At 69.8% G+C, this 26330-nt stretch carries 27 protein-coding genes and 1 pseudogene; 14 read left to right on the top strand and 14 right to left on the bottom strand.

What is annotated here, in order from left to right:
* Positions 1-42: 42 nt before the first annotated feature.
* Both ACX9GQ_RS17120 and ACX9GQ_RS17115 read right to left on the bottom strand, forming a co-directional pair.
* Positions 43-1635, bottom strand: a complete 1593-nt coding sequence (locus ACX9GQ_RS17120) for a carboxylesterase/lipase family protein (RefSeq protein ID WP_459630781.1) — start codon at positions 1633-1635, stop codon at positions 43-45.
* 68 nt (positions 1636-1703) lie between these two features.
* Positions 1704-2882: an NnrS family protein gene (locus ACX9GQ_RS17115; protein ID WP_459630780.1), complete on the bottom strand. Its 1179-nt coding sequence runs from the start codon at positions 2880-2882 to the stop codon at positions 1704-1706.
* Between the two features lie 217 nt (positions 2883-3099).
* On the opposite strand from ACX9GQ_RS17115, the gene ACX9GQ_RS17110 reads away from it, so the two are divergent.
* Positions 3100-3792 carry a Crp/Fnr family transcriptional regulator gene (locus ACX9GQ_RS17110; protein WP_459630779.1) on the top strand — a complete coding sequence of 231 codons (693 nt, stop codon included), beginning with the start codon at positions 3100-3102 and terminating at the stop codon, positions 3790-3792.
* Positions 3793-3805: 13 nt separating this feature from the next.
* On the opposite strand, the gene ACX9GQ_RS17105 is transcribed toward ACX9GQ_RS17110, so the two are convergent.
* Positions 3806-4027 (bottom strand): DUF1858 domain-containing protein, encoded by a 222-nt coding sequence (locus tag ACX9GQ_RS17105; RefSeq protein WP_459630778.1) that lies wholly within the window; start codon positions 4025-4027, stop codon positions 3806-3808.
* A 123-nt stretch (positions 4028-4150) separates the two neighbouring features.
* On the opposite strand from ACX9GQ_RS17105, the gene ACX9GQ_RS17100 reads away from it, so the two are divergent.
* On the top strand, positions 4151-4843 hold the full coding sequence (locus ACX9GQ_RS17100) for an NnrU family protein (protein WP_459630777.1): 693 nt from the start codon (positions 4151-4153) through the stop codon (positions 4841-4843).
* Between the two features lies 1 nt (position 4844).
* Here the strand turns inward: ACX9GQ_RS17100 and ACX9GQ_RS17095 are convergent, their stop codons facing one another.
* The 5 genes from ACX9GQ_RS17095 to ACX9GQ_RS17075 form a co-directional block, all read right to left on the bottom strand.
* Complete coding sequence (locus tag ACX9GQ_RS17095; protein ID WP_459630776.1) at positions 4845-5549, bottom strand: ABC transporter ATP-binding protein; 705 nt, start codon at positions 5547-5549, stop codon at positions 4845-4847.
* The gene (locus tag ACX9GQ_RS17090; RefSeq protein WP_459630775.1) at positions 5549-6277 is read right to left on the bottom strand and encodes an ABC transporter ATP-binding protein; all 729 of its coding nucleotides are present in this window, start codon (positions 6275-6277) and stop codon (positions 5549-5551) included. The genes ACX9GQ_RS17095 and ACX9GQ_RS17090 overlap by 1 nt, the downstream gene beginning before the upstream one ends.
* Positions 6274-7278 (bottom strand): branched-chain amino acid ABC transporter permease, encoded by a 1005-nt coding sequence (locus ACX9GQ_RS17085; protein WP_459630774.1) that lies wholly within the window; start codon positions 7276-7278, stop codon positions 6274-6276. The genes ACX9GQ_RS17090 and ACX9GQ_RS17085 overlap by 4 nt, the downstream gene beginning before the upstream one ends.
* Positions 7275-8162 carry a branched-chain amino acid ABC transporter permease gene (locus ACX9GQ_RS17080; RefSeq protein WP_459630773.1) on the bottom strand — a complete coding sequence of 296 codons (888 nt, stop codon included), beginning with the start codon at positions 8160-8162 and terminating at the stop codon, positions 7275-7277. Before ACX9GQ_RS17080 ends, ACX9GQ_RS17085 begins: the two co-directional genes overlap by 4 nt.
* A gap of 83 nt (positions 8163-8245) precedes the next feature.
* Positions 8246-8959 carry a PRC-barrel domain-containing protein gene (locus ACX9GQ_RS17075; RefSeq protein WP_459630772.1) on the bottom strand — a complete coding sequence of 238 codons (714 nt, stop codon included), beginning with the start codon at positions 8957-8959 and terminating at the stop codon, positions 8246-8248.
* Positions 8960-9082: 123 nt separating this feature from the next.
* Between ACX9GQ_RS17075 and ACX9GQ_RS17070 the strand changes: the two genes are divergently transcribed.
* The 11 genes and pseudogenes from ACX9GQ_RS17070 (at position 9083) to ACX9GQ_RS17020 (ending at position 19703) form a co-directional block, all read left to right on the top strand.
* Entirely contained in the window at positions 9083-9934 is an 852-nt protein-coding gene (locus ACX9GQ_RS17070; protein WP_459630771.1) for an RNA methyltransferase, read from the top strand.
* Between the two features lie 3 nt (positions 9935-9937).
* On the top strand, positions 9938-11269 hold the full coding sequence (locus tag ACX9GQ_RS17065) for a flavin monoamine oxidase family protein (protein ID WP_459630770.1): 1332 nt from the start codon (positions 9938-9940) through the stop codon (positions 11267-11269).
* A 156-nt stretch (positions 11270-11425) separates the two neighbouring features.
* Positions 11426-12559 carry an ROK family transcriptional regulator gene (locus ACX9GQ_RS17060; protein WP_459630769.1) on the top strand — a complete coding sequence of 378 codons (1134 nt, stop codon included), beginning with the start codon at positions 11426-11428 and terminating at the stop codon, positions 12557-12559.
* Between the two features lie 2 nt (positions 12560-12561).
* A complete protein-coding gene (locus ACX9GQ_RS17055) occupies positions 12562-13362 on the top strand; it encodes an ABC transporter permease (protein WP_459630806.1) in 801 nt (266 codons plus the stop codon).
* Between the two features lie 8 nt (positions 13363-13370).
* Positions 13371-14168 carry an ABC transporter ATP-binding protein gene (locus tag ACX9GQ_RS17050; RefSeq protein ID WP_459630805.1) on the top strand — a complete coding sequence of 266 codons (798 nt, stop codon included), beginning with the start codon at positions 13371-13373 and terminating at the stop codon, positions 14166-14168.
* Between the two features lie 2 nt (positions 14169-14170).
* Positions 14171-15142 (top strand): aliphatic sulfonate ABC transporter substrate-binding protein, encoded by a 972-nt coding sequence (locus tag ACX9GQ_RS17045; protein WP_459630768.1) that lies wholly within the window; start codon positions 14171-14173, stop codon positions 15140-15142.
* Positions 15143-15233: 91 nt separating this feature from the next.
* Entirely contained in the window at positions 15234-16796 is a 1563-nt protein-coding gene (locus ACX9GQ_RS17040; protein ID WP_459630767.1) for a sulfatase family protein, read from the top strand.
* Between the two features lie 149 nt (positions 16797-16945).
* On the top strand, positions 16946-17809 hold the full coding sequence (murI, locus tag ACX9GQ_RS17035; RefSeq protein ID WP_459630766.1) for a glutamate racemase: 864 nt from the start codon (positions 16946-16948) through the stop codon (positions 17807-17809).
* Positions 17810-17989: 180 nt separating this feature from the next.
* Positions 17990-18607, top strand: a complete 618-nt coding sequence (gene rpsD, locus ACX9GQ_RS17030; protein WP_459630765.1) for a 30S ribosomal protein S4 — start codon at positions 17990-17992, stop codon at positions 18605-18607.
* A gap of 157 nt (positions 18608-18764) precedes the next feature.
* Positions 18765-19199, top strand: a complete 435-nt coding sequence (locus tag ACX9GQ_RS17025) for a hypothetical protein (protein ID WP_459630764.1) — start codon at positions 18765-18767, stop codon at positions 19197-19199.
* 111 nt (positions 19200-19310) lie between these two features.
* A pseudogene (locus tag ACX9GQ_RS17020) lies at positions 19311-19703 on the top strand (GFA family protein).
* Between the two features lie 22 nt (positions 19704-19725).
* Here ACX9GQ_RS17020 and phoU read toward each other — a convergent pair.
* From phoU to pstS, 5 genes are all read right to left on the bottom strand, one after another.
* A complete protein-coding gene (phoU, locus tag ACX9GQ_RS17015) occupies positions 19726-20427 on the bottom strand; it encodes a phosphate signaling complex protein PhoU (RefSeq protein WP_459630763.1) in 702 nt (233 codons plus the stop codon).
* 16 nt (positions 20428-20443) lie between these two features.
* A complete protein-coding gene (pstB, locus tag ACX9GQ_RS17010; protein WP_459630762.1) occupies positions 20444-21217 on the bottom strand; it encodes a phosphate ABC transporter ATP-binding protein PstB in 774 nt (257 codons plus the stop codon).
* Positions 21217-22071: a phosphate ABC transporter permease PstA gene (gene pstA / locus ACX9GQ_RS17005; RefSeq protein ID WP_459630761.1), complete on the bottom strand. Its 855-nt coding sequence runs from the start codon at positions 22069-22071 to the stop codon at positions 21217-21219. Before pstA ends, pstB begins: the two co-directional genes overlap by 1 nt.
* Before the next feature lie 3 nt (positions 22072-22074).
* The gene (gene pstC / locus ACX9GQ_RS17000) at positions 22075-23040 is read right to left on the bottom strand and encodes a phosphate ABC transporter permease subunit PstC (protein WP_459630760.1); all 966 of its coding nucleotides are present in this window, start codon (positions 23038-23040) and stop codon (positions 22075-22077) included.
* Between the two features lie 152 nt (positions 23041-23192).
* Positions 23193-24239: a phosphate ABC transporter substrate-binding protein PstS gene (gene pstS, locus ACX9GQ_RS16995; RefSeq protein WP_459630759.1), complete on the bottom strand. Its 1047-nt coding sequence runs from the start codon at positions 24237-24239 to the stop codon at positions 23193-23195.
* A 209-nt stretch (positions 24240-24448) separates the two neighbouring features.
* Here pstS and ACX9GQ_RS16990 point away from each other — a divergent pair, with 209 nt between their 5' ends.
* Positions 24449-24736, top strand: a complete 288-nt coding sequence (locus tag ACX9GQ_RS16990) for a hypothetical protein (protein WP_459630758.1) — start codon at positions 24449-24451, stop codon at positions 24734-24736.
* 18 nt (positions 24737-24754) lie between these two features.
* On the opposite strand, the gene purB is transcribed toward ACX9GQ_RS16990, so the two are convergent.
* A complete protein-coding gene (gene purB / locus ACX9GQ_RS16985; protein ID WP_459630757.1) occupies positions 24755-26062 on the bottom strand; it encodes an adenylosuccinate lyase in 1308 nt (435 codons plus the stop codon).
* Between the last annotated feature and the right edge of the window lie 268 nt (positions 26063-26330).

Genomic DNA, 26330 nt, shown 5'->3' with positions numbered 1-26330 from the left:
GACGGGCGAGCCCTGTCCCCAGGGGGCGGGGCCGCATCGACCTCAGCGCCGGCCGCGCTCCTCGAGCCGCTCGACGAGCGCGATGCGCCGGGCCAGCGGGTCCGGCGCCATGCCGTCGCGACCGTCCGGGCCGAACAGCATGATCTCCGACCGGGTCGGGTCGAACGGTGTCCAGGCGGGAAGGCCGGATCCGTTCGGATCGCCCGTGCGGGCGAAGGCGGCAATGGCGCCGGCGAGCCGTTGCGAGGCCTCCTCGTCGGCCGGCGAGACGGCGCCGGGAAAGCGCTTCTGGAGCGTGCCGAAGGCGAAGGGCAGTTCCGACGCATGCGCGGCGCCCTTGGCCCCGGCGCGGGCTGCGGCCTGAGGCACGACGCCGAAGCGGTAGAGCCACGCCTTCTGCCCGCGCTCCGTCACCCGGCGTGCGACGAGCCGGGCCGGCTCGTGCATCGTCCGGTCGGCCGAGAAGGCGCGGAGCATGTCCTGTTCTGACCTTCGGCCGTCCGGATTGTAGGCTGCCGTGGCCTCCTTCGCGTCCGGTCCGAAGGCCGCGAGGAGGGTGCGTGCGCTGGCAGGGGCATCGAGCCCGAGGTCGTCCGTGGTGGTGCCGATCATGACGGGGATCGACAGCCCCTCGCCGCGCTCGAAGGCGCGGGCCGGTGTCGTCGTCACGACGCCCCCGTCCACGACCGGCCCACCGGTGTACCGCCCCGCGCGTGTCTCATCTGCCATCGTGCCCATGTCGAGCTTGCCGGCAACGGCCGCGGCCGGGAGGGCACGCAAGGCAGCCAGAGCGGCCGCGTCACGACCGCCGATGCCGACGGAGCGCGCGAACGCGGTGCCCACGCTCTCGGCGTCGAGCGGCGCGCCGAGGTCGCGCAGCGGCAGGCCGCCGAGCAGCGGTCGCCGGCCGCCGCCCGACATCACGATGGCGCGGTGGAAGAGTGGCGGGGCCGCGCGCATCGTCATGAGGCGGATGACGGAATCGCCGCCGGCGGATTCGCCCATCGCGGTGACCGCGCCGGGATCGCCGCCAAAGGCGCCGATGTTCCGCTGCACCCATCGAAGGGCGGCGATCTGGTCCATCAGGCCGAAATTGCCGGTGGGGCCCTCCGCCGCGGCGGTGAGCGCAGGATGCCCGAAGAAACCAAAGCGGCCGAGCCGATAGTTCAGGCTGACGACGACGAGACCTGACCGCGCGAGTGCGCTGCCGTCATAGACCGGCGCGGACGAGCCGCCATTCACGTAGCCGCCGCCATGGATCCAGACGAGCACCGGATGGCGTCGATCGGGACCTGCACCGGCCGGGGTCCAGACGTTCACGGTCAGGCAGTCTTCGGCTGGAGCGGTCCCCAGCGGCGCGGTGTCCCATGCCACCGGATTCTGCATGCAGTCAGGGCCGAAGCGATCGGCGGGGCGCGGATCGCTCCAGGCTGCCACGGGCTGAGGCGCCCGCCAGCGCAGGGCGCCTGCAGGGGGCGCCGCGTAGGGAACGCCGAGGAACACATCGACGCCGTTCCCCGCGACCCCGACGAGGCGGCCGCTGTCGATCGTCACCTCGGCGCCCATCGCCGGAGCGCCCTTCAGCATCGTGAGCAGGGCGGCGAGCACCGCCATGCGCCGTCGGCCATCGCCCATGGGCCCTTCTCCCGAGGAGCCCGAGCGTGACCGCGGGCGCTCCGCAGCGCAAGGCCCATCCGGCGGGCCTACGGGAAGGCCCGCGGCCCTGTGAACACCCGCCAGTAGGCGGCGGCGAAGCCGAGGAATGCGCAGGCCCAGGCGAAAGCCGCCATGTGGAGGAAGCCCCAGGCCCACGCGGGATGCAGGACCGCGCAGACGCGAGCCACCGCCGCGCCGACGACGAAGGCGTAGACGGCCTGAGCGGCCGGGCTCGCGACGAGGGCGCGGCCGGTGTGGCCGAGGCTCGCCCGCGACATGACCGCCAGCGTCATCGTGCCGAACGCCCCCGCCGTCCACGCATGGATGCCGCCCGTCACGGGGATGAGCCCGAAGGCCGCGGCGGCGGCGAGCCCGAAGCCGAGCGGGATGAACGCGTAGGCCACGTGCAGGATGAGGACGAGCCGGTCTGCGGCCGTGCGGTCGCCTGCCCAGCGAGCCAGTCGAAAGGCGTGCAGGATCCCGGCAGCCATCAGGAGCAGCGCCGTGGGCCTCCCCTCCGGCACGAAGGTCCAGGTGCCGAGCGCGACGGCTGCGGCGATCATGGACGCCGCGTCGAAGCGCCCGAAGGCGGCGGGCAGCCGGCCCGGGCCGCGCCGCGCCAGCCAGTTGCGCGTGAAGCTCGGGACGATGCGCCCGCCGACGAGCATGATCAGCATCAGCGCCGCCGAGAGACCGAGGCGGATGCCGACGTCGGCCGCCCCGTTGGCTGCGGCCTCCCAGTGGAACACGGCGTTTCCGATGGCAAAGATCGCCACGGCGCCGAGCACGCGAAGGTTACGCCAGTTCTTCCCCGCCGCGATCTCCCGCCCCGCCGCGGCCATGACCAGCAGGAGGAAGGCCAGGTCGATCACGGCCGCAGGCACGGCGCCGATGACGCCGGAGAAACCGATGGCGAAGCGGCCAGCCAGCCACACCAGGACGAGCACGAGGAGCGGACGGCCCTGGAGGGGGAGGCGGCCCGTCCAGTTGGGGATGGCGGTCAGCAGGAAGCCGGTGATCACTGCCGGGAGGAAGCCGTAGAGCATCTCGTGCACGTGCCAGTCGCGCGGGGCGAAGGCGGTCGGCAGGGAAATCTCGCCGAAGAAGGCCGGAAGCCATAGGAGGATGGCGGCTCCCGCCCATAACGACGCGAGCAGGAAGAACGGCCGGAAGCCGTAGGAGAGGAGGGGAGGGCCGTCGTTGGGGCGCAGGCGGGGGATGGGCATCGTCGGACTCCGCTTTCGTGGCCACGTGGTGGCCTCGAAGTGACACTAGGCCCGCGGCTTGCCCGGCTGGTTGTCGCGGCGCAAACTCGCGGCGTGGAACGGCGTTGGGTAGGGGTCGTCCCGATGGCGGATGGATCGTCGTGACGCTAATCACGATGGTGCGGACGGCTGGACGACCGACACGACCGCCGTGCTGCGGGACAGGAGAACCGCATCGATGCCCCCGATCGACCGCTCCCTCGTCGCCGACGTGCCGATGTTCGCGCCGCTCGGCCCTGCCGACATCGACGCCATCCTGGCCGAGGCCCGTTCCATCCGGGTGCCGAAGGGCAGCCCGGTCTTCGAGCAGGACCACCCGGCGGATTCCTTCTTCGTGCTGCTGCATGGCCACCTGCAGGTCGTCAAGCTGACGCCGGCGGGACAGCAGGTCGTGGTGCGCTACGTGACGCCGGGCGAACTCTTCGGCATCGCCGTGCAGATGGGCCGCACGACCTATCCGGCGACTGCTACGGCCGTTGTCGACAGCGTCGTGCTGATATGGCCGTCGGCGGCGTGGGCAGGGCTGCTCCAGCGGTTCCCCGCCCTGGCGGGCGGTGCCATGCAGACCATGGGATCCCGGCTGGCCGAGGCGCATGTCCGCGTCGTCGAGATGTCCACGGAGGAGGTGGAGCGCCGCATCGCCCACGCGCTCCTGCGCCTCGTCAAGCAGGCGGGCCGCAAGATCGAGAGCGGCCTGCAGATTGACTTCCCCATCACCCGCCAGGACGTCGCCGAGATGACGGGCACGACGCTGCACACCGTCAGCCGGATCCTCAGCGCCTGGGAGGACCAGGGCCTCGTGGAGGGCGGGCGACAGCGCATCGTCGTGCGCGATCCCCACCGCCTGTTCATGCTGGCCGAGAAGTCCTGACCGGCCCTCGTCCTCAGGTGACTGCCGGCACCAGCGCTTCCCGGGCCGCGGCCTCCAGCCTCGCCAGCACGGTGGTCAGGTCGGCGTGGTGCTCGCGGCAGGCATCCTCGACCGAGTGGAACACACCGATGGGGCACCCCACGCAGGAGAAGTTGAAGTCGAGGAACACCCGGATCGTGGCCGGCCAGCGACGCATGACGTCGTCCACGAGCCAGTCGGGGTTGATGAGGGGCATGATGGCCTCCGTTGCATCCCTCAAACCTATCGCCCCCGGCGCCGGCGTCTTTGTCCCCGCACAACCTGCCGCTCGTTGTCCGGCGGCAAGGACATCGACGCGGCCTGTGCGTTGAATGACGGCATGACCGGCTTCCTGCTCGCCCTCCTCGTGTTCGTCGTCGCCCATCTCGTGCCGGCCGCGCCGCCGGTGAGGTCGTCTCTTGTCGCCCTTATGGGGCGGGGTCCCTACATCGTCGTCTACTCGGCGATCTCGCTCGCCCTGCTGGCCTGGGTGGTCGTGGAAGCCCGTAGGGCGGACGTCGTGATGCTTTGGGAACCGGCGGCGTGGCAGTGGGTGCTGGCTTTCGTCCTCATGCCTGCTGCTGCCGTCCTGCTCGTGTGTGGCTTGTGGCAGCCGAACCCCCTCTCCGTCTCCATCCGGCGCGGGGACGAGCCCGGCCCGGTCGTCGCGATCACGCGACACCCGGTGCTCTGGGGCTTCCTGCTCTGGTCGCTCGCCCATATCCCCGCCAACGGCAGGCTCGTGTCCGTGATCCTGTTCGGCACCATGGGGCTGCTGAGCGCGCTGGGCATGCCCTGGCTCGACCGGAAGGCGCGTCGCCGGCTGGGGGACGCGCGCTGGTCGCAGTTGGCCGAGGGCACCTCCGTCGTGCCTTTCGCTGCCCTCCTGTCGGGGAGAGGACGAGCCGCAGGCCTGTCCGGACTGATCGCGCCGGTTCTGGTCGCGCTCATCCTTGCCGCGTGGTTCGCGGTCCAGGGCCACGCGTGGCTGATCGGCCCCAATCCCTGGAGCGGCCTCAGGGCATGGTTCTAGCTCACAGGCCCAGATAGGCCTGCCGCACCCGATCGTCCGCCAGCAGTTCCGCCCCCGTCCCCGAGAGGGTCACGCGGCCGTTCTCCAGCACGTAGGCTCGTGCGGCGAGGCGCAGGGACACGGCCACGTTCTGCTCCACGAGCACGCATGTGAGACCGTCGCGGTTCAGATCGGCGATGGCGGCGAGCACGGTCTGCACCATGGCGGGCGAGAGGCCGAGGGAGGGTTCGTCGAACATGACGAGGTCCGGACGGCCCATCAGGCAGCGGGCGATGGCGAGCATCTGCTGCTCGCCGCCCGAGAGCGTGCCGGCGGCCTGCCCGATGCGCTCGGCGAGACGCGGGAACAGCGCCAGCATGCGCTCCAGGGTCTGGGTCCGCGTGGCGCGCGCCCGCGGCAGCATCGAGCCCATGAGCAGGTTCTCGCGCACGGTCAGCGTGGGGAACACCTGCCGCCCCTCCGCCACCTGTCCGATACCCAGGTTGCAGACCGCGTGGCTGGGCATCCCCGCGATGTCGCGGTCCCGCCACAGGATGCGCCCGGCCGCGGGGCGCAGCATGCCGGCGACGGCGCGGATCAAGGAGGTCTTCCCGGCGCCGTTGGCGCCGACGATGGCGACGATGGCGCCCTCGGGCACGGCGAGGCTGACGCCGTCCAGCGCCTGCGCGTCGCCGTAGAACAGGTCGAGGCCCTCGATGGCAAGCATCAGCCGAGCGCCTCCGTGCCGAGATAGGAGGTGATCACCGCCGGGTCGCGGGTGACCGCCTCGGGCGGCCCCTCGGCGATGGTCGCGCCGTGGTTGAGCACGTGGACGCGCTGCGCCAGTGCCATCACGGCCCGCATCACATGCTCGATGAGCACCAGCGTCAGGCCGCGCTCGCGGTTGAGCATGCGCAGGATGGCGACCATCCGGTCGGTCTCGGTCGGGCGCAGGCCCGCCATCACCTCGTCGAGCAGCAGAAGGCGTGGCGCGGTGGCGAGCGCCCGGGCGACCTCGAGCCGCTTTCGGTCCGGCAGGGTGAGGGAGGCCGCCTTCTGGCCCCGCTTGTCCCACAGGTCGAGCAGGCGCAGCGTCTCCTCGGCGCGCTGCCGGGCGCCGTGAACCGTGTCCGCGCGGGCGAGGCCCCCGATCAGCGCGTTCTCGGCCACGCTGAGGCCCGGGAACGGCCGGACGATCTGGAATGTCCTCCCGACGCCTGCGGCGCAGATCCTTTCAGGTGGCAGGCCGGTCACCTCCGCTCCCTCGATGAGGACGCGTCCCGTGTCCGGCCGGTAGACCCCGGCGATGATGTTGAAGAGCGTCGTCTTGCCGGCGCCGTTCGGGCCGATGACGGCGAAGATCTCGCCGTCGGCCACGTTCAGGCTGACGTTGTCCACCGCCACCAGCCCCCTGAAGCGCTTGGTGACGCCTTCGACCGAGAGAAGCACGCTCATGCCCCGTCCTCCGGGATGCCGAGGCGCCGCTTCAGGGCCGGCCAGACCCCGTTCGGGGCAAGCGTGATGATGACGATGAGGCAGAGGCCGTAGAAAACGGCCTTGGTGCCGGGCGCGCTCAGCCCCGCGCGCTCGGTCGCCGCGATCAGGATCTCGCCGAGCGGCGTGAGGATGAACGCGCCGAGGATCGGCCCGAAGAGCGTGCCGAGCCCGCCCACGATCGGCGCCAGGATGATCTCGATCGAGCGCCCGATGTCGAAGGTCTGCGCCGGGAAGAGGTTGTTGTAGTAGAAGGCGTAGAACACGCCGCCCACGCTCGCCATGCCGGACGAGACGAGGACGGCGATCATCCGGACGCGGAAGACGTCGACGCCCAGCGCCCGCGCCGCCTCCGGATCCTCGCGAACGGCCAGCCAACGATGGCCGATGGGCGCCTGCCGCAGCGCTGCGCACAGGACGAAGGCGCCCGACGCCATGCCGAGCGCGAGGTAGTAGAAGAAGACCGGCCCGCCGCGCAGGTTCCACCACGTCCCGGTTTCGCCGCTCGTCACTGGCAGGAACAGCCCCGCGGCGCCGCCGGTCCAGGCGAGGTGGTCGAAGCCGATGCGCGTCACCTCGGCGAAGGCGATGGTGAGGAGCGCGAAGTAGACGCCCTCGATCCGGAAGCGGAAGCCGAGCCAGCCGACGGCCGCCCCGAACGCCATGCTGACGGCGATGGCGGCCGGGATGCCGGCCCAGGGGCCGATGCCGAGGCGGACCCACAGCGCAGCAGAAACATAGGCGCCGAGGCCGACATAGAGGGCATGGCCGAGCGACAGCAGCCCGGCGAAACCCATCATGACGTTCCACGCCTGGCCGACATAGGCGAACCAGAACACCAGCACGAGGACGGAGACGACGTAGCGGTCGGACACCAGAGGTGCCGCCAGCAGCACGGCGAGCAGCAGGCCGAGCAGGACGCGCGCCCGGGGCGGGGTGGCGGCGACGAGCGACGCGATCATGCCGTACGGCGCCCCATCAGCCCCTGCGGGCGCAGCACCAGAACCAGCACCAGCAGCGCGAAGGAGACCATGCTCTTCATCGAAGGGGCGACGAAGAGGCTCGCCATGGCCTCCGCGATGCCGATCAGCACGCCCCCCACGAGCGCGCCGGCCATCGAGCCGAGGCCGCCGACGATGACGATGGTGAAGGCCAGCAGCGTGAACGAAGGCGCCAGCATGGGCGTGGCGTCGGTCAGCGCCACCATCATGGCGCCGGCCGCGCCGACGCAGGCGAGGCCGAGTCCGAAGGTCAGCGCGTAGAGCCGCTTCACGTCGAGACCCACGACCGCCGCGCCCACGAGATTGTCGGCACAGGCGCGGATCGCGGTGCCGGTGAGCGTGAAGCGGAAGAAGGCGAACAGCAATCCGCAGACGACGATGGCGGCCCCGGCGGCATAGGCGCGCACCTTGTCGATGATGACGGGCGCGCCGAGCGGCGTGTCGATCAGCCAACTGTCGAAGGAGTAGGGGAGGTTGGCGTGCCGCGCGTCCGGCCCGAACACCATCAGCAGCCCGTTGACCATGATGATCGCCACGCCCACCAGCAGGATGAACTGCTCGTGCTCCGGGCGACGGATGAACGGGTTGATCAGCGTCGCCTGCAGCCCGTAGCCGATGACGAAGAACAGCGCCGCGATGGGCAGCATGGCGAGGAAGGGGTCGAGCTTCAGCGCCGTGAACAGCACGAAGGCGGCATACATGGCGAGGACCGCGAACTCGCCATGGGCGAAGTTCACTACTCGCACCACCCCGAAGATGACCGACAGCCCCAGTGCCATGAGCCCGTAGACGAGGCCCATGAGCAGTCCCTGCAGCGCGACTTCGAGGATGATGGCGGGCGACATGACGGGGCGATCGGCGACGCCCCGTTATGGGATGAGGGGTCCCGGCTGGCAAGGCCGGCGTCGGCCTTGCGCGGAAGGCGGCGCTACTGCGCCGTTCGTGATGCCTGAGGCGGCGTCGCCGGTGGCGGCCCGGACATCCCCGACGTTCCCGGCGCGCCGACCGGGTCCGGGCCTGACGCCGAGCCGCGACCCGCGTACTGGAACCGTGGCGCCGCCTCGAGCATGCGCTTGTCGACGCGCACGATGAGATGGGTGGGTTCGCCGCCCCGGCTCACGAAGGCGTCGCGCGCGCTGCTCGTCGACCCGCGCGTCGCTCCGGTGATCTGCGGGTCGGAACCGGTGCGGGCCTGGTCCGGGTTCGCCGGCGCCTGCCGCGTCGCACCGACGGACCGCGCCGCGAACTCGACGGCTTGGATGGGCACGCCGACGAGGCGTTCTTTGATCCCGAAGAGGCCGCCGACACCGATGACGAGGGCCGTGATGCGCCCGTCCTCGGTCACCAGCATGTCCCGTACGTTGCCGAGCGTCTCGCCATTGGCACCGAGGACGTCGCGCCCGATCAGCTTGCTGCCCCGCCATTCGCCGAGGTCCTGCTCGCTGCGGAACCGGAACCCGCCCTGTCCGCTCGCCGGCGCTGCGGTGGAGGGCTGCAGCTGGGATCCGGGCTGGCCCGGTGCTCCGCTCCCGGCACCGTCCGGAGCCTGCGACTGGCCCAGCGCATGGCCTGCGACGAGCAGCACGAAGCCAAGCGCGACGGATGCGGCGGGCAGTCGCGAGGGCGGAGGCGGGTGGCGCATGGCGGATCTCCGGATGCTTCGGCTGGCGCAATGCACCGCCGGCCGGAACGTTCCGCCCCCTCCCTGCGAGGGCGCGCTTGCGCTATGTCCCCCGTGTCGAGACACCGCAAGGACGAATCCCGCATGCCCGGAGCCGGAACCGACCGCACGCGCCCTGCCATCGAGGGCGGGCCGGTCGTCATCCTCGTCGAGCCCCAGCTCGGCGAGAACATCGGCATGGCCGCCCGGGCCATGGCCAATTTCGGACTCACGGAGTTGCGGCTCGTCGCGCCCCGCGAGCGCTGGTTGCATGCCAAGACCCGTGCCGCGGCGGCGGGGGCCGAGTTCATCCTCGACCGGGCGAGCATCTATCCGGACCTGAAGGCGGCTATCGCCGACCTGGATTTCGTCTATGCGACGACAGCCCGCGAGCGCGGGCAGGGCAAGCCGGTGGTCGGGCCGCGCGAGGCGGGTCCGGTGCTGCGGGCGCGGATCGAGGACGGCCGGAAGGCGGGCGTTCTCTTCGGCCGCGAGCGGACCGGCCTCGAGAACGACGACATCGCGCTGGCCGACGCGATCCTGACCTATCCGGTCAATCCGGCCTACGCCTCGCTGAATCTCGCCCAGGCGGTGCTGATCCTCGGCTATGCCTGGATGGAGGCGAAGGGGGCCACGCTTCCCTTCGAATACAAGCCGCGCTGGCCGGCGGCGAAGCGGGACATGGTCATCTCCTTCTTCGAGTATCTGGAGGGCGAACTGGAGAGGCGCGGCTTCTTCCGGCCGGCGCACAAGAAGCCGGTGATGAGCCGCAACCTGCGCAACATGTTCCACCGCATGGAGCTCAGCGAGCAGGACGTCCGCACGTGGCGCGGAATGATCGTGCGTCTCGTCGAGGGCCCGCGCGAGACGCCGCAGACGAAGAAGCGCCGCGGCCCGAAGCAGACGCCGAAAGGCACGAAGCCGGCTGCGCCCGGCTCCGCGCCTGCGGATTCGTGAGGGATGGCCATGACACGGCGTGATCTCGTCGCGGCAGCGGGCGCGACGCTCGCGGGGCTCGCCGCACCCGCCGTCCGCGCGACCGGCGGCGGCGACGTGGACGTCGTCGTCGTCGGGGCCGGCGCGGCCGGCATCGCCGCGGCCCACGTCGTCCGCGACGCCGGCCTGACGGTTGCCGTCGTGGAGGCCCGTGAGCGGATCGGCGGACGGGCGTTCACCGCCGACGTGGCCGGCCGGACCTTCGATGCCGGCGCCGCCTATGTCCATTATCGCGACCGAAATCCCTGGGTCGAGATCGCCGCCTCGCTCGGCATTCCGCTCGAGGAGCATCGTGGCTGGGGCCGCGGCATGGGCTACGATGGCGCGGAACCACTCACCGAACACCAGCGCGACGCCCTGGCCGACGGCCGGCGCACTCTGTGGCGCAAGCTCGACCGCTACGATCCCGCCATGCCGGACGCGCCGATGTCGAGCCTCGCCGACGGCGAGACCGAGGCCGTGCGCTGGTCGGCGGCGCGCTATGGCCAGCAGGCCATCGGGGAAGATCCGGAGGCGATCAGTCTCGCCGATCTCCACGCGCTGTGGTCGGGCGACGACTTCACAGTCCCGGGCGGATACGGCCGTCTGGTCCAGGCGAGCGGGAAGGGGCTACCGGTCACGCTGGGCGCCGTCGTCAGAGAAATCCGCTGGGACGGCCCCGGCGTCACGATCGTCACCAGCCGGGGCTCCGTGACCGGGCGGACCGCCGTCGTCACGCTGCCGCTGGGGGTTCTGGCCGCCGAGACGGTGCGTTTCACCCCCGGCCTTCCCGACTCCATCGAGCGGGCCGTCGACGGTCTCGGCACGGGTGCGCTCACCAAGGTCGCGCTGGCCCTCGACGGGCAGCGGTTCGGCCTCGCGTCCCCGACCGACCTCTACGAGATCCGCTCCGGCCTCGTCATCGAGATGTTCCCGTTCGACCGGGACCTCGCCCTGGCAACCATCGGCGGCACGCCTGCGCGCGATCTGATCCGGCTCGGTGAGGCTGGCGCGGTCGCGGCGACGGTCGACGTGCTGGCCGGGATCCTCGGCAACGACGTCCGCAAGCATGTCGTCGCCGGCCGCCTCGCCGACTGGTGGACCGACCCGTTCGCCCTCGGATCCTATTCGGTCGTCCGTCCCGGCCGTCTCGCAGCCCGCGCAGAACTCATGCAACCGGTTGCAGAGCGCCTCTGGATCGCCGGAGAAGCCACGGCGGGCGGCGGTGCGATGACCGTTGGCGGCGCCACGCTCGCCGGCCGGGAGGCGGCCAGGGCCGCCGTCGCGGCCGTGCGCGGGACGACAAGCGTCCCTTGACCTCCCGGCACCACACCCATTCCCGGTGATCCTGCGCGGCTGTACCGCCGACGTGGCCGGTCCGGCTGCGAGGGCCGGCCGCCGCGTCGGCGCAGCCGGGGTTTGACACGGGCGAATTAGTTTCTAAAGTGGAGAAACAAAATACGAGGAGGGGACATGGGGCATCATCACGGCAGCGTGCTGCGCAGCCTGCGTGACATCGGCCCTCTGTCCCGCGCCGACCTCGCCCGCCTTGGCGGCCTGTCCCCCACGACCCTGACCCACGTGACCGCGCAACTCCTTCGTGAGGGCGTGATCATGGAAACGGATGCCCCGCCTTCCGAGCATGCCGCGATCGGCCGGCCGGCGCAGGCCCTGCGCATCGCCCGTGAAGCGCGGATGGTCGCCGGCGTGAACATCGGGGCCGGCCATGTGGAGCTGACCCTGGCGGATCTCCTGGCCTCGCCGAAGGGCTGGCGCTCCTTCACCTTCGACAGAAGGGACGCGGACCCCCGTGCGCTGGTCCGCGACGTGGCCCGCAACCTCGCCGAGCTCGCCGACGAGGCGCAGCTCGACAGGACGAGGTTGCTCGGGATCGGCCTGAGCGTTCCGCGCCCTGTCGCGCCGGCCCGCCGCAACGCGCAGCCCGCGATCAATGTCGGCTGGCGGGACGTGCCGCTCGCCGACTACCTCCAGCAGGAGACGGGCCTTCCCGTCGCGATGGAACACAACGTCAGCGCCATGGCGCTGGCGGAGACGCGTTTCGGGATCGGTCGCGGCGTCCCGGCTCTGCTCTTCGTCTACCTGCGGACAGGGCTCGGGGCGGGTCTCGTCGTCGATGGCGCCCTCTTCCGCCCTGGAGGGCATGGCGCCGTCGAGCTCGGACATATCCAGATGGCTGCCAGGGGCGCCGTCTGTGCCTGCGGCAACCGCGGCTGTCTCGAAACCTTCGTCTGCGAGGCGGCGCTCATGCGGGACGCCGGACTGTCGGGCGTGGCGCCCGAGGGCTTGATGGGCGAAGTGGAACAGAGGAACCCGGCGGCGTGGAAGGTCATCGTCGGGCATCTCACGACGGGGCTGGCCAACGCCGTGAACCTGCTCACCCCTGACATGATCGTTTTCGGGGGGCATCTGGGCGAGGCTCCGGACAGCCTGTTCCAGCGCCTCAAGACGGCACTTCCGCCGCGCGTCATGCCGCATCTGCGCGATCTCCTCGACATCCGCCGCTCGAGCTTCGGCCGCAGGGCGGGCGTCGTGGGCGGGGCCGTCGTGGCGTTGGAGACTTTCTTCTACTCGGGAGGCGTGCAGTGACGTTGCAAGCGCGAGGGGAGCCGGCGAAGGAGGCGACGGGCGGGGCCGTCCTCGAGCGGCTTCCACCGCTGCTGCTCAACGTCATCGCCTTTGCCGCCGGGCTCGCCGCGTGGTGGGCCATCACGGCGGCCAAGCTCGTCGTGCTGCCGGGGCCCGGGGAGGTGGCGGCCCGCGCCGTCGCGCTCACGGCCAGCGGCCAACTCCCGCTCGACATCCTCGCCAGCCTGCGGCGTGTTCTCACCGGTTTCGCCCTCGGGGTCGCGCTGGCCATTCCCGTCGGCTTCCTGATGGGGTGGTACCAGGTGGCGCGGGCGCTCATCGAGCCGTACGTCCAGTTCTTCCGGATGATCCCCCCGCTCGCCGTCATCCCGCTCGCGATCGTGACGCTGGGCATCGACGAGGCGCCGAAGATCTTCGTCATCTTCCTGGCGTCGTTCCTGTCGTGCGTCGTGGCGACCTACCAGGGCGTCATCAGTGTCGACAGGACGCTCATCAACGCGGCGCGCGTGCTGGGCGCGTCGGACGCCGTCATCTTCCCGCGCGTCATCATCCCGGCTTCGACGCCCTTCATCCTCGTGGGCGTGCGCATCGGGCTCGGTTCTGCGTGGGCCACCGTGGTCGCCTCCGAGCTGATCGCGGCGCAATCCGGCCTCGGGTTCAGGATGCAGCAGGCCCAGCTCTTCTACGACCTGCCGACGATCTTCGTGAGCCTCGTCACCATCGGCATCCTCGGCTTGCTGATGGACCGCGGCCTGCAGGCCCTCGAGCGCCGTCTCACCCACTGGCAGGAGCGCGCGCGATGACGTCCGCCTTGGCCCCCAAGATCTCGTTCCAGCACGTCACCCGCCGCTTCGGCGACGGGGAGGCGGCATTCCTCGCCCTGGACGACCTCAATCTCGACATCGCGGACGGCGAGTTCGTCACCGTGGTGGGTCCGTCCGGATGCGGCAAGTCCACGGCCATGAACATCGCTGCAGGCCTGGTGCCCGCGTCCACGGGCCGGGTGCTCGTCGACGGCCGGCCAGTGGTCGGCCCCGGACCCGACCGGGGCGTCATCTTCCAGCAGTACGCGCTGTTTCCGTGGCTCACGGTCCGCCAGAACGTCGAGTTCGGACTGCGCATCAAGGGCATGCCGGCCGCCGAGCGCCGGCGGGTGTCGGATCACTTCATCGCGCTGGTGGGGCTGACCGACTTCGCCGAGGCCCTGCCCAAGACCTTGTCCGGCGGCATGAAGCAGCGCTGCGCCATCGCGCGTGCCTATGCCGTCAATCCCACCATGCTGCTGATGGACGAGCCGTTCGGGGCCCTCGACGCCCTGACGCGGGTGCGGATGCAGGACCGGCTGCTGGACACGTGGAGCCGCGAGCGCCGCACTGTCATGTTCATCACCCACGACGTCGACGAGGCGGTCTACCTGGCCAACCGCGTCGTCGTGATGGCGTCGAGGCCCGGCCGGCTGCACCGCATCATCCCGGTCGACCTGCCTTATCCGCGCACCGAAGCCATCCGCCTGTCGCCCGAGTTCGCAGCCATCCGCAACGAAGTCTGGCACTCGGTCTACCACCAGAAGCCTCGCGTCGAGGCAGACACCACTCAGGGAGGAGAATGACGATGTCACTCAGCAGACGCCACTTCATGGCGGCCACCGCGGCCGCCGCGCTCGCCGGAACGACCGGCTCCGCGTTTGCGCAGCAGAAGCCGATCCGCGTGGGCTACATCGCCGACTTCTTCGGCGCGAGTCTCACGGCCATCGCCAACGACCAGAAGCTGTGGGCCAAGCACGGGCTGGCGCCCGACATCAAGGTCTTCACCAACGGGCCGATCCAGATCCAGGCGCTGGGCGCCGGCAGCCTCGACTTCGGCTACATCGGCCCCGGCGCACTGTGGCTCCCGGCCAGCGGCAAGGCGAAGATCGTCGCCATCAACGCCATCGGGCTTTCAGACCGCGTGATCGCGCAGCCGGGGATCACCAGCATGGCTGCCCTCAAGGGCAAGAAGGTGGCGGTGCCCGAGGGGACCTCAGGCGACATGATCCTGCGCCTTGCGCTGGGCAAGGCGGGCATGACGATCGCCGACATCCAGGTGGTCAAGATGGATCCGTCCACGCTGGTGTCCGCCTTCGCCTCGCGGCAGGTCGACGCCGCCGGGATCTGGTATCCGCTCGTGGGCGTCATCAAGAAGACCATTCCCGACCTCGTCGAACTGGCCAAGAACGGCGACTTCTACCCTGCTTACTCGTTCCCCTCGTCCTTCGTGGCCCGCAACGAGGTCATCGACCAGGATCCCGACCTGGTGAAGCGCTTCATCGCCGTGCTGAAGGATGCGAACGACTACCGCGCCGCCGACTTCAGGCGTGCCGTCGTGATCACGTCGAAGTTCATCAACATTCCCGAGGACGCCCTCATCGCCGAAGCGGAGAACGGCAAGTTCCTCACCAGCGCCGAACTCGTCGCCGCCGGCAAGGACGGCACGGTGGCGGGCTGGCTCAAGGGCATGTCAGACCAGTTCGTGTCGTTCGGGCGGCTCGAGAAGCCCCTCGACCCGAAGGACTACTACCTGGCCAACCTTTACGCCGGCAACTGACGTAAGGCCCGCGACGGCAGGGGGAGCGGGTGCCGCCCGCTCCCCAAGCCGATCGCCGACAGGTGCGCGACCCCGATCCCGAGAGACAGACATGACCCGCCGACCGAACATCATCTTCATCATGTCGGACGATCACGCCGCGCGCGCGATCTCCTGCTACGGATCGGGGCTCAACAGCACGCCCAACCTCGACAGGCTCGCCAGCGGCGGCATGCGTCTCGACCGCTGCTACGTGACGAACTCGATCTGCACGCCGAGCCGCGCCGCCATCCTGACCGGCATGTACAACCACGTGAACGGCGTCACCACGCTCGACACCCACATCGACAACCGCCTGCCGAACGTCGCCAAGCACCTGCGCTCGTCGGGCTACCAGACCGCTCTCTTCGGTAAGTGGCACCTTGGCGAGGGCAGGGCCCACGAGCCCACGGGCTTCGACTCGTGGGCAGTGGTCCCGGGCCAGGGCGAGTATTTCGACCCCGTCATGATCCACCCGGACGGGGAGCGCGTGCATCCCGGCTATGCGACGGACATCATCACCGACCTGTGCCTCGACTTCCTCGACCGGCGCGACCGCGACAGGCCCTTTCTCCTGATGTGCCATCACAAGGCGCCGCATCGCAGTTTCGAGCCCCATCCGCGGTACCGCCACCTCTACGCGGACGGCCGGCTCCCCGTGCCCGAGACCTTCGACGACGATTACGCCAACAGGGCCGCGGCGGCGGCCGCGGCGAAGATGCGCGTTCGGGCCGACATGACCTACAAGGACCTTGGCCTCGTGCAGCCGGAGGGCGGCGACGAGGTGGGCGAGCTGCTCGTCCCCTATCTGCGCGACCGCAAGGTGCCGCAGATTGCGCCGGGGCAGGAGATCAGGCTCATTGATGCGCTGACGGGGCAGGTGCACGTCTTCACCGATCCCCGGGAGCTCGCGCTGTTCAAGTACCAGCGCTACATGATGCGCTATCTCCAGACGATCCAGGCCGTCGATGACAACGTCGGGCGTCTTCTCGACCGGCTGGATGCCGAGGGCATCGCAGACGACACGATCGTCATCTACACGTCGGACCAGGGCTTCTTCCTCGGCGAGCACGGCTGGTTCGACAAGCGGTTCATGTACGAGGAATCGTTGCAGATGCCGTTCCTTGTCCGGTATCCGCGCGCCATCGAGGCCGGCACCACCTGCCGGCAGATCGCCAGCAACGTCGATTTCGCGCCGACCTTCCTCGACTTCGCTGGCGCCACCGTCCCCAGCTATATGCAGGGCGTGAGCCTGCGGCCCATCCTGGAGGGCCAGGAGCCGGAGGGCTGGCAGGACGTCGCCTATCACCGCTACTGGATGCATCGCGACGAGTTCCACAACGCCTATGCGCACTACGGCGTGCGCGATGCCCGCTATAAGCTGATCTACTGGTACAACGACCCGCTGGGCGAGCCCGGCGCCCATCCGGGCGGCGAGCCGCCGGAATGGGAGCTCTTCGATTGCAGCGAGGATCCGTTCGAGCTGGTCAATCGTGCGGATGACCCGGCCTATGCCGATGTCTTCGCGGTGATGCTGGGCAAGCTCGACCGCAAGATGGCGGAGATCGGCGACGTGCCCGAGCACGACAGCCGTGCGGCGCTGGACCGGCGGCAGAGGGCGGGCGCCGGGGCCTGAGCCTCCGAGGCGAGGACAATGGGGACCGGCACGACGGCTCGGCCGCCATCGCGGCACGGCCAAGGATGCCGGCGAAAACCGTCCGTTAACCCTCCCGGGCGCTTGCTGGGGCTTGCGGCCGCCGGGACGGCCGCTGCGGCGCGACGACGATGCGTGTGGACCTTCTGGCCGGAACCGTCCATGACGGACAAGCAGTCATGCCGCCGCGCACCCAGACCATCCTCGTCTTCGATTCCGGCCTCGGCGGGCTCACGGTCCTGCGCGAGGTGATGCGGGCACGGCCCGACGCGCGCTTCGTCTATGCCGCCGACGACGCCGGCTTCCCCTACGGCCGATGGGAGGAGGGGGCGCTCGTCGAGCGCATCGTGACGGTCATGGACCGCCTCCTGCGCCGCTTCGAACCCGATCTCGTCGTCATCGCCTGCAACACGGCCTCGACGCTCGTGCTGCCGGCGCTGAGGGCCCGCTTCTCCGTGCCCTTCGTCGGCACCGTGCCAGCGATCAAGCCCGCCGCGGAACGCTCCCGCACGCGCCACGTCGCGGTGCTTGCCACGCCGGGGACCGTGCGGCGCGACTACACGCACGAACTGGTGCGCAGCTTTGCCGGCGACTGCCGGGTCACCCTCGTGGGCTCGCAGCACCTTGCCGGCATCGCAGAGGCGGTCCTGCGCGGAGAGGCCGTCGACGACGACGCGATCCGGGCGGAGATCGAGCCCTGCTTCCCCGGCGACCATCCCCGCACGGACGTCGTCGTGCTCGGCTGCACGCACTATCCCCTGTTGTCCGAGACCTTCGCCCGGCTTGCGCCATGGCCGGTAGTCTGGCTCGACCCCGCGCCCGCCATCGCCCGGCGCGTGCTGCACCTCGCGGGCGAGCCGCTCATCGGGCACGAGGGCGACGAGCCGGGTCTCGCCGTCTTCACCGGCGGGCGCGGCGTCACGCCGGCCCTGTCGGCGGCCCTCGCCCGCTTCGGCCTGCCGCTGGTGGACGTCGAGCCCGTACCCTTGTCCTGAGCCGGTTTGACAGCCGGCGCGGTCTCGACTAGAGACACCCCCGTCGCGGGCCTTCACGGGCCCGCGCACTCGTTTGACGCACCCGTGGTCCTGAGCGTTCGCTCGCAAGGGACCTGTCGGCCGGGCCACCGGCAGAGGAGGGCGCGTTCCTCGAAGACCACGAACAACAGAGGAACTGCGATGACCAAGCGCGCAGAAGCCAAGTACAAGATCGACCGCCGTCTCGGCCAGAACATCTGGGGCCGTCCGAAGTCCCCGGTGAACCGCCGCGAGTACGGCCCCGGCCAGCACGGCCAGCGCCGCAAGGGCAAGCTCTCCGACTTCGGCACGCAGCTGCGCGCCAAGCAGAAGCTGAAGGGCTACTACGGCAACATCTCCGAGAAGCAGTTCCGCAAGTACTACGAGGAAGCCGTGCGCATGAAGGGCGACAGCGGCGAGAACCTCATCGGCCTGCTGGAGCGCCGCCTCGACGCAGTGGTGTTCCGCTCGAAGTTCGTGGCGACCCCGTTCGCCGCCCGCCAGTTCGTCAACCACGGCCACGTGAAGGTCAACGGCCGCCGCGTGAACATCGCCAGCTTCCTCGTGAAGCCGGGCGACGTGATCGAGGTGAAGGACGCGTCCAAGCAGCTCGCGGTGGTCCTCGAGGCCTCCCAGCTCGCCGAGCGCGACGTGCCGGACTACATCGAGGTCGACCACTCCAAGATGACGGCCAAGTACGCCCGCGTCCCGACCCTGTCGGAGGTGCCGTACGCCGTGCAGATGGAGCCGAACCTCGTCGTCGAGTTCTACTCGCGCTGACGGGACGCAGCGGACCTAGGTCCGCACCCCGGGACGATCCAGGCCGCCGGTTTCCGGCGGCCTTTTTCGTGCGTTCGCTCCAATTGTCGCGATGGGCCGAAGCCGGACTTAAGTCCCCGGCCGACATGCTGGGTTCGTCACTGGAACCCGGCGCCCCATGTCGCTGTCGCTCACCGTGGCCCGCTTGGCCTTGTCCGTTCTCCCCCTCATCATCGTCCTGTCGCCGCCCGCCGCGCGGGCGACGGAGGATGTCTGCACGCCGCTCGTCAACCAGATGGGCGCGATGACGATCCGTTACCGAACGGCCATGGCGGCCTTGCGCGGCGCCGAGCGCGAACTGGGAGCCCGCGGGGACCGCAACGCCGAGACGGTCTTGCGGGCCGTCCGCGGCTACGAGGCCCTGCAGCGCGATGCCATGCGCCTTCGCGCCGGCATGCTGGACCTCTACGGGACCCTCGATGCGCAGGATTGCAGCCCCTTCGACGCCGAGGGGCTTTCCATCACGCGGAATGAGTTCGAGCGGCTGGAGCAACTGGAGCGCCAGACCCTGCGCCGCGCCCGCAGCGAACTCGACGGGACGGCCCTGCGTTAGGCCGCGGGGCGGCTTGCCGTCCCCGTTCGGTCATGCGCAACGTGAGGGCGGGAGGCGGCGACGCCGATCCCCGGCTGGCCGTGCGGGTTATCGCGAACGGAGACGACGGAGATGGACCGTTTCACCGGCGGATGCCTCTGCGGCGCTGTTCGACTGGTGGCGACGGGCCGTCCCTACCGGGTCGGGCTCTGCCACTGCATGGACTGCCGCAAGCACCACGGCGCGCTGTTCCACGCGTCCGCCATCTTCCCGTAGGACGCAGTGACCGTCGAAGGCGAGACGAGCGCCTTCAAGGGGCGGCATTTCTGCCCGCGTTGCGGGTCGACGGTGTTCGGCCGCTCGGGGGACGAAGTCGAGGTCAACCTCGGTTCGCTCGACGCGCCCGACCAGCTGACACCCACCTACGAGCTCTGGACCATCCGGCGGGAAGCGTGGCTGCCGCCGTTCCCGCTGCGCCACCACTACGAGCGCGACCGGCCCTCGGAAGGGCGCTCCGAAGACTAGCCAGCCCTTTCCCCCGTATCGCTCAGGGAGCGCCGATCTCCGTGTCGCCCTTCGGCCGATCGACCGACAGGCTCTCGCCGGTCACCAGGTAGTACACCGTCTCGGCGATGTTGGTGGCATGGTCGCCGATGCGCTCGATGTTCTTGGCACCAAAGAGGAGGTGGGTGCAGAACCCGATGTTGCGCGGGTCCTCCATCATGTAGGTCAGCAACTCGCGGAAGACCGAGTTGTAGAGGTTGTCGATCTCCCCGTCGCGCTGCCACACCGCCAGCGCCGCCTGCGCGTCGCGCTGCGTGTAGGCGTCGATCACGGCCTTGAACTGGCTCAGCGCCAGCAGGCTCATGTGGTTGATGCCGGCGAGCAGCTTCTGCGGCGGGAACTGGCCTTCCATGGCCAGGATGCGCTTGCCCATGTTCTTCACGAGGTCGCCGACGCGCTCGAGGTCGTTGGCGATGCGGATCGTGGCGATCACGTCGCGGAGGTCCACCGCCATGGGCTGGCGGCGCGCGATGGTGAGGATCGCCTTCTCCTCCACCTCCCGCTGCAGTGCGTCCAGCTTCTGGTCGACCCCGATGAGGGACTGGGCGAGGCTCAGGTCCTGCCGCGACAGGGCGTCGATGGCGTCGGCCTGCATCTTCTCGGCAATGCCGCCCATCTCCGCAATCAGGCGCTGCAGGTCGGCGAGTTCCGCGTCGAAGGCGGATACGATGTGGTGGTCGCTCATGGGGCCTGTCTCCGCGTCAGCCGAACCGGCCGGTGATGTAGTCCTGCGTCGCCTGCTTCTTCGGCGCGGTGAAGAGCCGCGAGGTGTCGTCGAACTCGATCAGCTCGCCGAGATACATGAAGGCGGTGTAGTCCGACACGCGCGCCGCCTGCTGCATGTTGTGGGTGACGATGGCGATCGTGTACTGCGACTTCAGCTCGTCGATCAGTTCCTCGACCTTCGCCGTCGAGATCGGGTCCAGCGCGGAGCACGGCTCGTCGAACAGGATGACCTCCGGCCGCACCGCCACCGAGCGGGCGATGCACAGGCGCTGCTGCTGGCCTCCCGAGAGGCTGAGGCCCGAGGCGTCGAGCTTGTTCTTGACCTCTTCCCAGAGCGCCGCGCCCCGCAGCGCCTGTTCCACACGCCCGTCCATCTCGCTCTTCGGCAGGTCCTCGTAGAGGCGGATGCCGAAGGCGATGTTGTCGTAGATCGACATGGGGAAGGGCGTCGGCTTCTGGAACACCATGCCGATCTTGGCCCGCAGCAGGTTCAGGTCCTGCCCTGGCGCGAGGATGTTCTCGCCATCGAGGAGCACCTCTCCCTCCGCCCTCTGCTTGGGGTAGAGGTCGTACATGCGGTTGAGCACGCGCAGCAGCGTGGACTTGCCGCATCCCGAGGGGCCGATGAAGGCGGTGACCTTCCTGTCGTAGAGGGGAAGGCTGATGTCCTTCAGGGCAAGGTTCGAGCCGTAGTAGAACTTCAGCGAACGCACCGAGACCTTCTCGGCGGGAGCGGCATGGGCGGACATCACTTAGTCCTCGCTGCGAGCGTGCGCGCCACGACGGAGAGCGCGAGCACGGTCATGGTGATCAGGAGCGCCCCGGCCCAGGCCAACTCCTGCCATTCCTTGTAGGGGCTCATGGCGAACTGGAAGATCACCACCGGGAGGCTGGCGGTGGGCTGGGTCGGGTCGGCGTTGAAGAACTGGTTGTTGAGCGCCGTGAACAGCAGCGGCGCCGTCTCGCCGCTGATGCGCGCCACCGCGAGAAGCACGCCGGTGATCATGCCTGTCTGCGCGGCGCGGTAGACGACGCGGCGGATGACCAGGGACTGCGGCATCCCGAGCGCGAAGGCCGCCTCGCGCAGCGGCACCGGCACGAGCCGCAGCATGTCCTCGGTCGTGCGCAGCACCACCGGGATCACGAGGACCGACAGCGCCACGCCGCCGGCCAGCGCCGAGAACTGGCCGAAGGGCCGCACCAGGAGCTCGTAGATGAACAGGCCGACCACGATCGAAGGCGCGGAGAGCAGGATGTCGTTGATGAACCGCACCACTTCCGCGAGCCGCGTGCCGCGGCCGTACTCGGCGAGGTAGGTGCCGGCGAGGATGCCGAGCGGCGTGCCGATGACGACGCCGATCATCGTCATCATCAGGCTGCCCACGATCGGGTTGAGCAGGCCCCCCTTAGCGCCGGGCGGGGGGGTCATCTCGGTGAATACGGTGAGCGACAGCCCGGAGAGGCCTCGCCACACGAGCGCGCCCAGGATGATGGCGAGCGCGGCGAGGCCGATGGCGGTGGCGACGAGAGACAGCGACAGCCATACCCGGCTGCGGCAGGCCCGGGCCTCGTACTTGCCGCGCTTGGCGTCCGTGAGGGCCATGGCTCAGGCTCCCGCCTGCTTCTCGAGCCGCATCAACAGAAGCCGGGCCGCTGCGAGCACAAGGAAGGTGATGAAGAACAGGATGAGACCGAGGGCGATCAGCGCCCCGACGTAAAGGTCGCCGGAGGCTTCCGCGAACTCGTTGGCGATGGTCGCCGAGATCGTCGTGCCGGGTGAGATGAGCGACCCGGTCCAGCGGTGCACGTTGCCGACGACGAACGTGACGGCCATCGTCTCGCCAAGCGCCCGCCCGAGCGCCAGCATGATGCCGCCGATGACGCCCACCCGGGTGTAGGGGATCACGACGTGGCGGACGACTTCCCAGGTCGTCGCGCCGAGCCCGTAGGCCGATTCCTTCAGCATCGGCGGGACCGTCTCGAACACGTCGCGCGAGATGGAGGCGATGAACGGCAGGATCATGATCGCCAGCACCAGCGCCGCGGTGAGCAGGCCGACGCCGTAGGGCGGCCCCGCGAAGAGCACGCCGAGCACAGGGATATGGCCCAGCGTGTTGACGAGGAAGGGCTGCAGGGTGGCCTGGAGGAAGGGCGCGAAGACGAAGAGGCCCCAGATTCCGTAGATGATCGAGGGAATGCCGGCCAGGAGCTCGATGGCCGTGCCGATCGGACGGCGCAGCGGCATCGGGCAGAGCTCCGTCAGGAAGATCGCGATGCCGATGCCCACCGGCACCGCCAGCATCAGCGCAATGACCGAGGTGACCAGGGTGCCCAGGATGGGGGAGGCGGCACCGAACCGGTCGTTGACCGGGTTCCATCCGAAGGACGTGACGAAGCCGAAGCCGTACTCGGCGAAGATCGGCCAGGCACCCCGCACGAGCGACAGGATCACGCCACCGAGCAGGAGAAGGACGGCAACGGCGGCAGCGAGGGTCAGCCAGCGAAAGACCGTATCGCCGGCCCTGAAGCGCGCCAGCGCGCCGGCGCGGTCGACCGCTCCGGCGCTCCTCATCGCTTGCCGTTGCATCGATAGATCCACCATGTCGCCCCGCCCACGTCCTTGGCGCCGAGCCGGCCCGTCCGGCAGGAGCGGCCGCCCGGCGCGGGGGCGGACGCGAGAGGGGAGGGCGCGCCTGGCGCGCCCTCCCTAGCCTATTTTTCGATTCAGTTGGTGACCGCGAGGACCGGCTTGTTGCCGCTGTCGACGATCTGGCCCCAGCTCGCCTCGACCGCCTTCACGACCGTCTCCGGCATCGGGATGTAGTCGAGCTCCTCGGCCAGCTTGTCGCCCTTGCGGTAGGCCCAGTCGAAGAACTTCAGGGCCTCGCGGGCGGCGTTGGCGTCCTTCGGCTGCTTCGGCATGAGGATGAAGGTCGGCACCGTCATCGGCCAGCTCTCGGCGCCCGGCTGGTCGTTGAGCGAGATGCCGAAGCCCGGCGCGCTGGTCCAGTCGGCGTTCGATGCCGCCGCCACGAAGCTCTTCAGCTCAGGGGAAACGGCCTTGCCGTCCTTGTTGATCATCCGCGTGTGCGACAGCTTGTTCTGCTTCGCGTAGGCGAACTCGACGTAGCCGATGGAGCCCTTCGTCTGGGCGACGTTGGCGGCGACGCCCTCGTTGCCCTTGGCGCCGAGGCCGACCGGCCACTCGACCGCCGTGCCGACGCCGACCTTCGACTTGAAGTCAGGGCTGACGCGGGCGAGATAGTCCGTGAAGTTGAACGTCGTGCCCGAGCCGTCGGAGCGCCGCACCGGCAGGATCGGCTGCGCCGGCAGGGTCACGCCGGGGTTCAGCTTGGCGATCGCCGCGTCGTTCCAGGTCTTCACCTCGCCCAGGTAGATCCTCGCGACCGTCGCGCCGTCGAGCACGAGCTGGCCGGGGGCGATGCCTTCGACGTTCACGATCGGCACGATGCCGCCCATGACCATCGGGAACTGGACGAGGCCCGACTTGTCGAGGTCGGCGCCCTTCAGCGGCGCGTCGGTGGCGCCGAAGGTGACGGTGCGGGCCTGGATCTGCTTCACGCCGGCGCCCGAGCCGATCGACTGGTAGTTGAGCCCGAGACCCGTCTCCTTCTTGTAGGCATCGGCCCACTTCGCATAGACGGGGTAGGGGAAGGTCGCGCCTGCGCCGGAGATGTCGGCGGCGACGGCGGGCGTCACATACGCCGCGGCGGCGATGCCGGCGGCCATGACGAGAGACTGGAGCTTCACGGGGCTCTCCCTGTTTGGTGTCCGCACGGGCCGGGCCCGTGCCTTGGCGGAACCAACCTGCCCCGCCGACGCCACCTGCCTATGACGCGTCGATGACACCTGCATGACACCGTCGTCCCATCGGCGGTGACGCTTCCTTGAGCATTCGCGCGCAGCATGCGGACGCCGGTCGTCGCGGTCGCGGGCACCGGGGCGTCCCGGGGATCCCGATGCTGCAATCCATCGTCCCGCACCTTGCCTTCGCGATTTCGCTGGCCGCCCTGCTCGCCTACCTGCCGCTGCAGGTGATGACGCTCAGGCGATATGGCGGGTGGGCGTGGACGGCCGCAGCCCTGCCGCTCGTGGGGATCGTGACGCTGGCACTGATCCTCTTCGCGCAGGGCGCGAACCTCTGGCCGCTCACGCTCTTCCTGGGCGCGATGGCGGGGACCGGCTGGCTGCTGGTCCTCGCCTTTGTCCACAGGATCGTGCGCGGCAGCTGGTTCGGCGGCTCCTGAAGGAGCCGCTCCGCCGCCTTAAGCCTCGGCGAACACGCGGCGGAAGATCGTGTCCACGTGCTTGAGGTGGTAGCCGAGGTCGAAGAGCTCCTCGAGCTCGGCGTTCGTCAGGCGCGACGACACGTCGGGATCGGCCTTCAGCAGCGTCAGGAAGTCGCCTTCGCCGCGCCAGACCGGCATGGCGTTGCGCTGGACGAGCCGGTAGGCGTCCTCGCGGGAGACGCCCTTCTGCGTCAGTGCCAGCAGCACGCGCTGCGAGTGCACGAGCCCGCCGAGCCGGTCGAGGTTCTTCTGCATGTTCTGCGGATACACGACCAGCTTGTCGATGACGCCCGTGAGCCGCGCGAGCGCGAAGTCGAGCGTCACCGTCGCGTCCGGCCCCACCATGCGCTCGACCGACGAGTGGGAGATGTCCCGCTCGTGCCAGAGCGCCACGTTCTCCATGGCGGGCAGGGCGTAGGCGCGCACCATGCGGGCGAGGCCTGTCAGGTTCTCGGTGAGGACGGGATTGCGCTTGTGCGGCATCGCCGAGGAGCCCTTCTGGCCCTCGGAGAAGAACTCCTCCGCCTCGTAGACCTCCGAGCGCTGCAGGTGCCGGATCTCGATCGCCAGCCGCTCCACGGACGATGCGATCACGCCGAGCGTCGCGAAGAACATCGCATGGCGGTCGCGCGGGATGATCTGCGTGGACACCGGCTCCGGGGTGAGGCCCATCGCCTTCGCCACGTGCTCCTCCACCCGAGGGTCGACGTTGGCGAAGGTGCCGATCGCGCCCGAGATGGCGCAGGTGGCCACCTCCGCGCGCGCGGCGACCAGCCGCTGCCGCGCCCGCTGGAACTCGGCATGCGCGTAGGCGAGCTTCACGCCGAAGGTGGTCGGCTCGGCGTGGATGCCGTGCGAGCGGCCGATCGTCGGCGTCATCCTGTACTCGAAGGCCCGACGCCGCAGCGCCGCCAGCAGCGCGTCCAGATCCGCGATCAGCAGGTCCGCCGCACGGGTGAGCTGCACGGCGAGGCAGGTGTCCAGCACGTCCGAGGAGGTCATACCCTGGTGGACGAAGCGGGAATCCGGGCCGATGAACTCGCCGAGATGGGTGAGGAAGGCGATGACGTCGTGCTTCGTCTCGCGCTCGATGGCGTCGATGCGGGCCACGTCGAAGGTGGCCGAGCCGCCCTTCTCCCAGATCGTCCTCGCCGCCTCCTTCGGGATCACGCCGAGGTCGGCGAGCGCGTCGCAGGCATGGGCCTCGATCTCGAACCAGATCCGGAAACGGGTCTCGGGCGACCAGATGGCGACCATCTCGGGGCGGCTGTAGCGCGGGATCAACGATCTTCTCCGTCGGCGCGAAGGGTCGGACGCTTCCGCTCCGGCGGAAGTCATGACGGGCCACGCTCTCCGCAGTGCGGCGGGTCGGAACCGGGGTGGCGACCCTGAAAGCGTGCGGTGATCGCTATTGGATGGCCGTGCTCAATGCAAGCCGCACCAGCCAGAGCAGCCAATCCGGCTCAGTCCGGTCCGGATCGTGGCGGCCGATGGAAGGCCATCGCCGGACCAAACAACCTTGAGCTGCACTTTCGCGTGACCTGTCTTGTAT

It is taken from the genome of Alsobacter sp. R-9 (assembly GCF_054612375.1).
Note: the sequence above shows the minus strand (reverse complement) of the source record. Positions and strands in the feature narration are given on the sequence as shown.

Bases quoted from the DNA above. Each gene is read 5' to 3' on its own strand.
- ACX9GQ_RS17120 (WP_459630781.1), bottom strand. From the start codon at position 1,635: ATGGGCGATGGCCGACGGCGCATGGCGGTGCTCGCCGCCCTGCTCACG.
- ACX9GQ_RS17115 (WP_459630780.1), bottom strand. From the start codon at position 2,882: ATGCCCATCCCCCGCCTGCGCCCCAACGACGGCCCTCCCCTCCTCTCC.
- ACX9GQ_RS17110 (WP_459630779.1), top strand. From the start codon at position 3,100: ATGCCCCCGATCGACCGCTCCCTCGTCGCCGACGTGCCGATGTTCGCG.
- ACX9GQ_RS17105 (WP_459630778.1), bottom strand. From the start codon at position 4,027: ATGCCCCTCATCAACCCCGACTGGCTCGTGGACGACGTCATGCGTCGC.
- ACX9GQ_RS17100 (WP_459630777.1), top strand. From the start codon at position 4,151: ATGACCGGCTTCCTGCTCGCCCTCCTCGTGTTCGTCGTCGCCCATCTC.
- ACX9GQ_RS17095 (WP_459630776.1), bottom strand. From the start codon at position 5,549: ATGCTTGCCATCGAGGGCCTCGACCTGTTCTACGGCGACGCGCAGGCG.
- ACX9GQ_RS17090 (WP_459630775.1), bottom strand. From the start codon at position 6,277: ATGAGCGTGCTTCTCTCGGTCGAAGGCGTCACCAAGCGCTTCAGGGGG.
- ACX9GQ_RS17085 (WP_459630774.1), bottom strand. From the start codon at position 7,278: ATGATCGCGTCGCTCGTCGCCGCCACCCCGCCCCGGGCGCGCGTCCTG.
- ACX9GQ_RS17080 (WP_459630773.1), bottom strand. From the start codon at position 8,162: ATGTCGCCCGCCATCATCCTCGAAGTCGCGCTGCAGGGACTGCTCATG.
- ACX9GQ_RS17075 (WP_459630772.1), bottom strand. From the start codon at position 8,959: ATGCGCCACCCGCCTCCGCCCTCGCGACTGCCCGCCGCATCCGTCGCG.
- ACX9GQ_RS17070 (WP_459630771.1), top strand. From the start codon at position 9,083: ATGCCCGGAGCCGGAACCGACCGCACGCGCCCTGCCATCGAGGGCGGG.
- ACX9GQ_RS17065 (WP_459630770.1), top strand. From the start codon at position 9,938: ATGGCCATGACACGGCGTGATCTCGTCGCGGCAGCGGGCGCGACGCTC.
- ACX9GQ_RS17060 (WP_459630769.1), top strand. From the start codon at position 11,426: ATGGGGCATCATCACGGCAGCGTGCTGCGCAGCCTGCGTGACATCGGC.
- ACX9GQ_RS17045 (WP_459630768.1), top strand. From the start codon at position 14,171: ATGTCACTCAGCAGACGCCACTTCATGGCGGCCACCGCGGCCGCCGCG.
- ACX9GQ_RS17040 (WP_459630767.1), top strand. From the start codon at position 15,234: ATGACCCGCCGACCGAACATCATCTTCATCATGTCGGACGATCACGCC.
- murI (WP_459630766.1), top strand. From the start codon at position 16,946: ATGCGTGTGGACCTTCTGGCCGGAACCGTCCATGACGGACAAGCAGTC.
- rpsD (WP_459630765.1), top strand. From the start codon at position 17,990: ATGACCAAGCGCGCAGAAGCCAAGTACAAGATCGACCGCCGTCTCGGC.
- ACX9GQ_RS17025 (WP_459630764.1), top strand. From the start codon at position 18,765: ATGTCGCTGTCGCTCACCGTGGCCCGCTTGGCCTTGTCCGTTCTCCCC.
- phoU (WP_459630763.1), bottom strand. From the start codon at position 20,427: ATGAGCGACCACCACATCGTATCCGCCTTCGACGCGGAACTCGCCGAC.
- pstB (WP_459630762.1), bottom strand. From the start codon at position 21,217: ATGTCCGCCCATGCCGCTCCCGCCGAGAAGGTCTCGGTGCGTTCGCTG.
- pstA (WP_459630761.1), bottom strand. From the start codon at position 22,071: ATGGCCCTCACGGACGCCAAGCGCGGCAAGTACGAGGCCCGGGCCTGC.
- pstC (WP_459630760.1), bottom strand. From the start codon at position 23,040: ATGAGGAGCGCCGGAGCGGTCGACCGCGCCGGCGCGCTGGCGCGCTTC.
- ACX9GQ_RS16990 (WP_459630758.1), top strand. From the start codon at position 24,449: ATGCTGCAATCCATCGTCCCGCACCTTGCCTTCGCGATTTCGCTGGCC.